This window comes from uncultured Sphingomonas sp. (genome assembly GCF_946477935.1).
GTDB lineage: Bacteria > Pseudomonadota > Alphaproteobacteria > Sphingomonadales > Sphingomonadaceae > Sphingomonas.
The window spans coordinates 70911-79847 of sequence record NZ_CAMLAC010000001.1 but is presented as its reverse complement, the minus strand read 5'-3'; the positions used below and the strand labels follow the sequence as shown (position 1 = coordinate 79847).

The 8937-nt window shown below is 61.6% G+C and carries 8 protein-coding genes; 2 read left to right on the top strand and 6 right to left on the bottom strand.

Going from position 1 to position 8937, the window contains the following annotated elements:
- The 6 genes from Q0U08_RS00405 to Q0U08_RS00380 form a co-directional block, all read right to left on the bottom strand.
- Positions 1-216, bottom strand: a 216-nt coding sequence (locus Q0U08_RS00405) for a hypothetical protein (protein WP_298089066.1), incomplete at its 3' end; no start/stop codon positions are given.
- A 117-nt stretch (positions 217-333) separates the two neighbouring features.
- Entirely contained in the window at positions 334-804 is a 471-nt protein-coding gene (locus Q0U08_RS00400; RefSeq protein ID WP_298089065.1) for a MerR family DNA-binding transcriptional regulator, read from the bottom strand.
- Positions 805-885: 81 nt separating this feature from the next.
- Complete coding sequence (locus Q0U08_RS00395; protein ID WP_051035833.1) at positions 886-2547, bottom strand: long-chain fatty acid--CoA ligase; 1662 nt, start codon at positions 2545-2547, stop codon at positions 886-888.
- Positions 2548-2561: 14 nt separating this feature from the next.
- Positions 2562-3869, bottom strand: a complete 1308-nt coding sequence (locus Q0U08_RS00390; protein ID WP_298089064.1) for a porin — start codon at positions 3867-3869, stop codon at positions 2562-2564.
- A gap of 32 nt (positions 3870-3901) precedes the next feature.
- Positions 3902-4306, bottom strand: coding sequence for a DUF2147 domain-containing protein (locus Q0U08_RS00385; protein ID WP_036526775.1), 405 nt, complete (start codon positions 4304-4306; stop codon positions 3902-3904).
- A 211-nt stretch (positions 4307-4517) separates the two neighbouring features.
- Entirely contained in the window at positions 4518-5162 is a 645-nt protein-coding gene (locus Q0U08_RS00380) for a DUF3422 family protein (protein ID WP_298089063.1), read from the bottom strand.
- Positions 5163-5444: 282 nt separating this feature from the next.
- On the opposite strand from Q0U08_RS00380, the gene Q0U08_RS00375 reads away from it, so the two are divergent.
- Positions 5445-6581: a thiolase family protein gene (locus tag Q0U08_RS00375; protein WP_004206969.1), complete on the top strand. Its 1137-nt coding sequence runs from the start codon at positions 5445-5447 to the stop codon at positions 6579-6581.
- Positions 6578-8929, top strand: a complete 2352-nt coding sequence (locus Q0U08_RS00370) for a 3-hydroxyacyl-CoA dehydrogenase/enoyl-CoA hydratase family protein (RefSeq protein WP_004206971.1) — start codon at positions 6578-6580, stop codon at positions 8927-8929. The genes Q0U08_RS00375 and Q0U08_RS00370 overlap by 4 nt, the downstream gene beginning before the upstream one ends.
- Positions 8930-8937: the final 8 nt, after the last annotated feature.

Genomic DNA, 8937 nt, shown 5'->3' with positions numbered 1-8937 from the left:
GGGGCCGAGGATCTCGTGCTCGATCTCTATCAACAGCTCCCGCCCGCGAGGATCAGGCGCTTTCAGCATGAAGCCACTGATGTTCGAGACCTTCGTCTGCTCGATGGCGATGATGTCGTTCGTGGCGCTCGCGGGCCCCATCGCGCGCGTGCTTGGCCTCGAGCCATGGCAGGTCGGCGGGGCGATGACCGCGTCGGGCATCGCCTGGATGATCATGGCGCGGTTCTGGGGCGGCCTTAGCGATCGGCGCGGCGCTCGTCGCTTGACGGCTTGATTGGATCGGGGGCGCCGCGATCAAGCGTTACCGCTCGGTTAGAGAATGGGATGACCAAATTATCGCTGCAACTTTGCCATCGCTTCCACTTCGATGGTTGTAAGCTCGTCGATTGTCAGGTCGAGCGCAGAGCGCTGCGTCTTCAAGTCGACCAACCTTTCCCGGATGCGGGCAATCAATCGCTCCATTTGCTCCTTATGCTCGGGATCGGCATCGTAGAGATCGAGAAACTCCTTGATTTCCTTGATGGAGAAGCCAAGGCGTTTGCCGCGCAAAATCAGCTGTATGCGTCCGATCTCACGCCTGGAATATGCCCGGGTACTGCCTACCCGTTGAGGGGCGATAAGCCCCTCCTTTTCGTAGAAGCGTAGCGTGCGAAGTGTCAGTCCGAGTTCCTGAGCGACATCCTGGATGCCGTACACTTGTAAATTCGCATCCTTTGCGCGGGTTCTCCCCTTGTGCGTGGGGTTGTCGCGATCCGCGTCCTTAAGCGTTTCATCGTCCTCGGCGAGGTGGAGCGAGTTCCCCATGCCATCCACTCCCTGTCCTCCAATCACGGCTACCCTACCACTCAAGCGCATAAGCCTCGTAGCTTGACAGGGGATAGAGGCTCAGGCGAGCTTTTTGTTCTCCTCCTCGATCAAATCCTTCTTCGAAAGTTTGCCGATCAACGTCTTGGGCAGGCTGTCCCGGAATGCGAAGGCCTTGGGCATCTCGATCTTGCTGAGGCGATCCTGCAAAAAGACCTTGAGTTCATCGACGGTCAGGTTCGATCCCTCGTGCAGCGCGATGAACAACTTGGGAGATTGACCTCTGTAGGCGTCAGGAATCGCGATTGCGATCGCCTCCTTTACCGCCGGGTGCTGGTAGGCCGCATCCTCGATGATCCGGGGATATACATTATATCCGCCACAGAAGATGATGTCCTTGATGCGGTCGACGAGGAAGAGATAGCCATCCTCATCAAAATAGCCGATATCGCCGGTTCGTAGCGCGCCATCGACGAAGACAGCACTGGTTTCTGCAGGGCGCTGCCAATAGCCCTTCATCACCTGAGGGCCGCGGGCGCACACTTCTCCGCGTTCTCCCTGGGGAAGAACCCGCGAGGGATTCTCCGGATCTCGGATCTCGATGATGGTGCCGGGGAAACTTGGGCCGCAGCTATTGTCCTTCACCGTCCCAAACAACGGGTTGCAGGCGATGATCGGGGCGGTTTCGGAGAGCCCATATCCTTCCACGACCCTGGCACGCGTGCGTGCCTCGAACTCCTCGCGTACCTCGAGCGGGAGCGGTGCGCCGCCGGATATACAGGCGCGCACGGCCGAGAGATCGGGTATCTCGTCGTCCGGAAGCGCGTTCAGGGCAACATAGATCGTAGGCACGCCGAAGAACTGTGTCGGCGGCTTGCGCTTCATCGTGTTGAGAACCTGCTTCATCTCAAACCGTGGCAGCAGGACGATTTCGGCGCCGATTTCGACTGAGAAGTTGAGCACCGTCGTGAGTGCGAAGACGTGAAACATGGGCAGGACGCCGAGAGTTCTCTCCTGCTGCGGGCGAAGTCCTCCCACATGCACCACCATCTGGGCGCTGTTCGCCGTGAGGTTGGCGTGGGTCAGCATTGCGCCTTTGGGCACGCCGGTTGTGCCTCCGGTATATTGAAGGACCGCGACATCATCAGGGTGACGTTCTACCGCGTCAGGTTCGGCATCATGGGCGAGAAGCGCCTTGAGCCGGACATGAAGGCCTTCGTCGAGTATCCGCGCGTGGTCTTTTCGCTTGAATAGCGCAAAGCCCAGGCCTTGCAGCCAGGGCAGCATATCCCTCATGCCGCACAACACGATCTTGTCCAGCCCGGCACGTGGCGCGACGGCTTGCACTTTCTCGTGGATTATCCGGACGTCCGGTACCGCCATCATGCGCGTTCCCGAGTCCCGGATCTGATGCTCCAGTTCGCGCTCCGTGTAGAGCGGGTTGAAGTTGACCACGATCGCACCCACGCGCAGCGCCGCGAAGTACAATATCGCGAAATAGGGGCAGTTCGGCAGGCACAGGCCGAACCGATCGCCCTTGCGCAGCCCCTGATCCTGCAATCCACGTGCTGCACGGCGAACGAGTTGCCCCACTTGCGCATAAGTCCAGGTTCGCCCGAGAAAGTCGATGGCGACGCGTTCGGGATAAAGGTTCAACGCATTGTCGAGGAGGTCGGTCAGGAGCCGTGGCGGAATTGCCGGTTCCGGTATCGACGGGAAGGCGCTGATGGCGGGCTGGGGCATGGCGATCTCCAGCATCAGAAGTGGAAACGTCCGCCGAGCGACAGCACGACGGCGTGCGCGTCCTCGAGCTTGCCGTCCATCAGGATCGGCGTCTGCACGGCCGTGCTGGCATAGGCCGCTGTCGTGCGATCAATAGTCGTATCCTTGAACGTAATATACGCTGCGCCCGCATCGAGCGTGAACCGGGAAGACACGGCATAGCTTGTGCCGGCAGCGAAATTCCAACGGTTGCTGTCAGGCACTCGAGCGTCCCGATTGCCGTTGCGCGTCGGGGTCTGGGCGTGTTGAACGCCGGCACGAACGGTCCAGGCTGGTGTGACCGCGTAATCGATGCCGCCTGCGAAGCTCCAAGTGTCCCGGTAATTTTCCGGGATTGAAACGTTGAGCGGCGCGCCGAGCCGGATAGCGTCGAATTTCGACCAACCCATGCGGGTCACCTGACCGTTGAGGGTGACCTTGGGCGACACCGCCACGCGCGCTCCGAAGATCGCCTGCCAGGGGGTCTCGAACGTGGCGTTTGCATTCACTACGCTGTTTTGCCCGGCGAGCGGACCAAGAAGACCGGTCGTCGTCACCGAACCGTCGAGATTATGCTTCACGCTCGACTTGTAGCTGGCGCCCAGTTGCATGGGGCCGGCGCGATATTGCAGCCCGGCCGACCAGCCAAGATCCCAACCATTGCCTTTCAGCTCCTGGTGGCCGTCGGCGAGAAGAGGCGATAGGTTCGGCAGATAGTTGGACAATGATGCGTCGGCATATTCGATATTAAGCGCGGCGCCGATGCTGAGATTTGGCGTAACGAGGTAGGCGATCGATGGCTGGATGTCGTATGTTCGCAGCTTGGTCTTGTCGGCGCTATACCGTGCCCAGCTGTCGGCATCATAATTGGTTGTGAAGCTATAAGGGGAGGCGACGGTCAGCCCCAAAGCGAGCCGTGATGTCAGGCCGACGGCTATCGCGCCGGAGGGTAGTACGCCATTATTGATCGGATCACGAGAGCGTTGGCTCCCGCCTACAGCCGCAGCCGACTGCCCGGGACGGACAATGAGCGTGTTGACATTGTCAACCGACCCTTTGGGAAGGATTACGCTTACGGCCTGGTGGGCATCGACTCCTTCCATGCCTGCGATCGCAGCCGGATTCCACCAGAGGGACTGTACGCCCTGGTCGGCGACCTCGCCCGAAAAGGCTCGTCCGGCACCTCTGGACGATTGTTCCTGAAGGTAAAAGGCCTGCGCGCTCGCGGCTTGCGGCGCGAGCAATCCAGCCGCCACGGCCGATGTTGCGATCCCAACTTTCCAATTTTTGCCTGCCACGCCCATCTCCCCTTTCGTGATTGTCAAATTCCTCGTGCTTATCGGAGGCGCGTCCATGTCTGCGTCTTGCACAGGGGCCAGACGATGCAGCCCTTGAGGCGCAAATGATCCCGATCGGCTAACGTGACCGTCGCGCTGTATGTACCGCCATCCTCAGCGTTGTAGATGGAACCACCCGACCAACTGCCCGACTTCCACGTAAAACCCTGCAGAATCTGCAATCCACGAAGCTTACGACCGCGCAACGCAGCGGTCTTGTTCTTTTCGTCACGTAGTTCGGGGTTGGCTTTGATCCCGTCGGAACTGATCAAGGCACCGCAGATCGATTGCCCGCAGCGGGTGATTTCCACGACGCCATGACGGCTCTCGGTTTGCCAGCGACCGACAACGGTGTCGGCGGGCAATGCAGTGCTCGAAGCCAGTAGTGTCAGAATGATCGACATTGTTCCTCTCCGCGCGCCTTCAGGCGACCGTCTGTTTCACGTCTGGAGCCAATATGCGGCAAATCAGCGTCCCATAACCATCTCGATGACGTATAGGTAAGTCAATAGCTCAATGCGTCATCAAAATGCCTATTAGGTTGTGTGCGAATTGGAGGGGTCAGGCGCTGCTGGCCCCGTCGTCAGGGTTCGGGCGTGTTCGTGTGTGACGCCGTCAAGCTATTGATCTGTGCGTGCCTTCAAGCAAGGAAAGATTGCGATAATTGCCCAGTTCCTGAATGCGCTGGATGGAACGCGACACTTCGCCGTCAGCCGCCCCGTTCGCGGCAACGACCAGGCGCCCGTAGCCGCCGGCGTGAATGCGAAAGTCGCTCCAAATCCGGACGCTATCCCCGATGATGCAGGAGACGAGATGGCCCGGATGGAAGTCGGCCCGATCGACAACCGGCTCGGCGTAGCGATCGTTCGCCACAACGACGATGTGGGTTGCGCGGATGACCAGGCCCGGCAGCGTTTCCATCCACTGCAAGGTATCACTGAAGGGGCCGACGTCGGGAGCAGACCAGAACTGCGCGTCCGCGCTGACCGAGGTTGACGTTAGCGTCGTGGTGACCGCTTCACTGTGCCTTTCCCAGGCCAGCCGCCCGTTGGCGGACCACTCCGTTTCCAGGTGGCGCAGGTTGCGATCGAGTCCAGAGGCACATCGCTGCTCCAGGATCAGCCATTCCTTCTCCCGGTCATTCTCATCGACCAGGCGAACCGTCTGAAATGCCATGGCGGGCAATTCGAGTGCAGGAAAACGGCGCAGATGCATTTCGCCGACGATCTGACGCCGGAGGGGATGCTCAGAAAATCGCATGTGTGCGCCTTCGAAAACAGGTGCAGTGGCGCTTGGGGAGAGGCGCAGCCGTCGATAAGACGGGCGCGAGCATCATCGCCGGGATGAGAGTGCGCGGTTTTTCACTGGCGAGCATCCGTACGTTCCTCGGCCAAGACCTCCGATATCAAGCCTCCCGGGAACCGGTGCATGACGATTCCCTCGACGGCGTGAGAAGAGTGCCAAAGATTTTAGTTGACGTAAACGTCATTTCACGCACCATTAGGTAATCAGATGTCCGATTCCCTGGAGAGGCTATCATCGATGCGTAATGTAGTTGTTGCGGGCTATGCCCGGTCCCCCTTTCACCTGGCAGGCAAGGGCGCGCTGGCGCGCGTCCGCCCTGACGATCTGGCCGCTCAGGTCATTCGCGGACTTATTCAGCAGACCGGCGTGAAGGCCGAAGATATCGAGGATATCGTGCTGGGCTGCGCTTTTCCTGAAGGCGAGCAGGGCTTCAACATCGCGCGCCTTATCGGTCTTCTCGCCGACCTGCCGCTCTCTGTCGGCGGCATGACCGTTAATCGCTTCTGCGGATCGTCGATGAGCTCGGTCCACATCGCTGCGGGCCAGATTCAGCTTGGCGCCGGCGAGGCCTTCATCTGCGCGGGCGTGGAGTCGATGAGCCGCGTGCCGATGATGGGGTTCAATCCGCTGCCGAACCCCGAGCTCGCGAAGAAGAGCGCCGCCTATATGGGCATGGGCGACACGGCGGAGAATGTCGCGACCAAATATCAGATCACCCGTGCCCAGCAGGAAGCCTTTGCGGTCGCCAGTCAGGACAAGGCGGCCGCGGCTATCGCGGCCGGCAAGCTCGAGGCCGAGATCGTGCCGATCACGACCAAGGCGGGCGTGGTCGACAAGGATGGCACGCCGCGTGCCGGCACGACGACGGAAACCCTCGCCGGGCTGAAGCCGGCCTTCAGCCAGGACGGCACGGTAACGGCGGGAACGTCCTCGCCGCTGACCGATGGCGCAAGCGCAATCCTGGTCACGAGCGAGGATTATGCGCGCGCGCATGGACTGCCGATCCTTGCCCGCATCAAGTCGGTTGCTGTCTCTGGCTGCCAGCCGGAGATCATGGGCATCGGACCGGTCGAGGCCTCGCGCAAGGCGCTGCAGCGGGCGGGGCTCAGTGTGGACCAGCTTGACGTTGTCGAGCTCAACGAAGCCTTTGCGAGCCAGTCACTGGCCTGCATCAGCGACCTGGGGCTTGACCAGTCGAAGGTCAATCTGGACGGCGGCGCCATCGCGATAGGCCACCCTCTGGGGGCGACCGGTGCGCGGATCGTGGGCAAGGCCGCGGCTCTGCTGAAGCGCGAAGGCGGCAGCTATGCGCTTGCCACCCAGTGCATCGGCGGCGGTCAGGGCATCGCCACCGTGCTGGAGGCGGCGGAATGAGCGAGCAGGCCATCAAGCCAGTCGGCGCCCCGCCGGAAACCATCAAAAAGGTCTGCGTGATCGGCGCAGGCGTCATGGGCGCCGGCATCGCAGCGCAGGTCGCCAATGCCGGCGTGCCGGTGCTGCTGCTCGATATCGTGCCCAAGGAGGGCGGCGATCGTGACGCCGTGGCGAAGGGTGCGGTCGCGAAGATGCTGAAGACCGATCCGGCGCCCTTCATGTCGAAGGCTGCGGCGAAGCTCGTTGAAACGGGCAATATCGACGACCATCTCGAGCGGGTGGCCGAATGCGACTGGATCGTCGAGGCGATCGTCGAACGGCTCGACATCAAGCAGGCGCTCTACGCCAAGCTCGAGCAGCTCAAGCGTCCGGGCACGGCGGTATCGTCCAATACCTCGACGATTCCGCTTGGCCATCTGGTCGAGGGGCGGGACGATCAGTTCAAACAGGACTTCCTGATCACCCATTTCTTCAATCCGCCGCGCTACATGCGGCTCATCGAAATCGTGACCGGCCCCGACACTGATACGGCTGTGGCGAGGCGCGTCTCGGATTTCGTCGATCGAAAGCTCGGCAAGCGCATCGTGCCGGCGCGGGACACGCCGGGCTTCATCGCCAATCGCATCGGTACCTACTGGCTGGCCGTCGCGATCAATGCCGCGATGGACCAGGGGCTGACGGTGGAGGAAGCCGACCAGATCGGCGGAAAGCCGATGGGCGTGCCCAAGACCGGCATTTTCGGCCTTGTCGATCTCGTTGGCGTCGACCTCATGCCGCTGCTCACGAAGAGCCTGTCCTCGACGCTGCCGGCAGGTGACGCCTATTTCGACACGGTGAGGCCGATGCCGCTCGTCGACAGGATGATCGCGGAAGGCTTTACCGGGCGGAAGGGCAAGGGCGGTTTCTACGCGTTCGACAAGGCGACGAAGACCAAGAAAGCGCTCGATCTCGCGACCGGCGAATATCGCGTATCGGTGAAGCCGGCTTCCTTGCCGGGCCGGGCCGAGAAGGACCTGGCAGCATTGGTTGCTGCGCCCGGCAAGGTCGGCGCCTATGCCTGGGAAATTCTCGGCAAGGTTCTTTCCTATGCCGCGAGTCTGGTCGGTGAAGCTGCGGACAACATCGTCGGCATCGATGACGCGATGAAGCTCGGCTACAACTGGAAGTTCGGGCCGTTCGAACTGATCGATCGCCTCGGGCCGGGCAAGCTCGCCGAACGGCTGGCCGCCGAGGGGCGGGATGTTCCCGCGATCCTCAAGGTAGCCGGAGATCGGCCTTTCTACCGGGTGCAGGACGGCCGTCGGCAATATCTCGATGCCGCCGGCGACTATCATGATGTCGTGCGGCCCGAGGGCGTGCTGCTGCTGGAAGACATCAAGCTCCATAGCCAGCCGATCCTCAAAAATGGTTCGGCGGCACTCTGGGATGTCGGCGACGGCGTTGCCTGCCTTGAGTTCACCGGCAAGATGAACGCGCTCGACGGCGATGTGATGAAGCTGATCGGTCAGGCGATCCCGGTCGTGCAGGACAAGTTCAAGGCGCTCGTCGTCTATAATGAGGGCAGCAATTTCTCCGCCGGCGCCAATCTCGGTCTTGCTCTGTTCGCACTGAACATCGCGGCATGGGGCGAGATCGAAAAGCTCGTCGCGGGCGGGCAGCAGGCCTACAAGGCGCTCAAATATGCGCTGTTCCCGGTCGTGAGCGCTCCGGCCGGCATGGCATTGGGCGGCGGTTGCGAGATCCTGCTCAACAGTGATGCCGTGCAGGCCCATGCCGAAAGCTATGTGGGTCTGGTCGAGTGCGGCGTGGGTCTGATCCCTGGCTGGGGCGGATGCGGTGAAATGATCGATCGCTGGCGCTCCAGTCCCGGCATGCCCAAGGGGCCGATGCCGGCCGTAGCCAAGGTCTTCGAGACGGTATCGACAGCCACTGTGGCAAAGTCGGCCGCCGAGGCGAAGGAGCATGGCTTCCTGCGTCCCTCGGACGGCATTACGATGAACCGGGACCGTCTGCTGGCGGACGCCAAGGCGAAGGCACTGGAACTGGCCGACGGTTACAAACCGCCTGTGGCTCCGGAATTCCGCTTGCCTGGCGCGGGAGGCAAGTCCGCTCTTTCGATGGCTGTCGAAGGCTTCCAGGCCCGTGGCCTCGCCACATCTTACGATGGTGTCGTATCCGGCGCGCTCGCCGACGTCCTGACGGGCGGCGAGAAGGATCTCATCGACATCGTGACCGAAGAGGATCTGCTGGCGCTCGAGCGCAAGGCCTTCATGCAACTGGTGCGCGACCCGCGGACCCAGGCGCGCGTCGAGCAGATGCTCGTCACCGGCAAGCCGCTGCGTAACTGATTGGCGGC